Source organism: Vibrio sp. Vb2960 (assembly GCF_033337665.1).
Classification (GTDB): Bacteria; Pseudomonadota; Gammaproteobacteria; order Enterobacterales; family Vibrionaceae; genus Vibrio; species Vibrio alginolyticus.
Map to the genome: position 1 here is coordinate 1 of NZ_JAWORD010000070.1, position 867 is coordinate 867.

Genomic DNA, 867 nt, shown 5'->3' on the forward strand with positions numbered 1-867 from the left:
GCGTTATGTTTTAGAGGAAATTATGTTATTACATACAAAATATAGAAATGTTGTTAAAAAAGTATCCATTCTCAATGATTATAAAAAACAAATTGAAGATGAGGATGTAAAAGAAGAAATTTCAAATATATATCAAGAAATAAATGAAAACTATAATGACTTTGTGAAGAAGCATCCAGATATTTATTATTCGGAGTCTAATGGTTTTTTTAAGAAAACTATAGATAAACATCAAGATGATTTATATAAGGTTTTTGATAAAGCAATCGAAAAAGTAACGAAAGAGAATAAAGAAAAATTAAAAAAAGAAAAAGAAAGTAATGAGAAGTATGGTATAGAAATTTTAAAAATATCTAGCATTTTTGTAGGTGCTATTTCTCTCAGTCTACTTGTTTTTCATGTGGTATTTAACGGCTATTCACTAACTCACCCCTTTAGTTTGCTATTGGTAGGGTTAATATTACCAAGCATTTCCATTGTAGTTCCGAGCAAGTTATGTCAATTCTTTGTTGGAATTGGAGGGTTGTTGATGGCAATTTACTCAACGTTAAACCTTCCAACGAACGATTCCCTCATACTAGCCAATAGTATTAATTCAATGACTAACATGCCTACCACGGTTTTACAGAGCTACACGTGTGGAAATAATTGTAAAGATTATACGGAAGGCGAGATTAGAATGTTAAAGGATGCTCTTAACAAAGAAGCTGCAAGAATATTGGAGTCGCGACGTAAATAGAACAAACATAACAAACTGTTTAAGAGGGATTCGCAACGCGTGGTATTTTCACCATGCGTTGGCTTTAGTGTTTAAGGTGGTATGCGGCGGCATCGGTATTGCGTTGCTCACCCCTTAACAGGGCGTTA

At 32.9% G+C, this 867-nt stretch carries 1 protein-coding gene; it reads left to right on the top strand.

The window, feature by feature from the left end; genetic code table 11:
* Window positions 1-739 (top strand): hypothetical protein (locus R7O03_RS22645; protein WP_318132073.1); only part of this gene is annotated, 739 nt, incomplete at its 5' end.
* Window positions 740-867 lie beyond the last annotated feature (128 nt).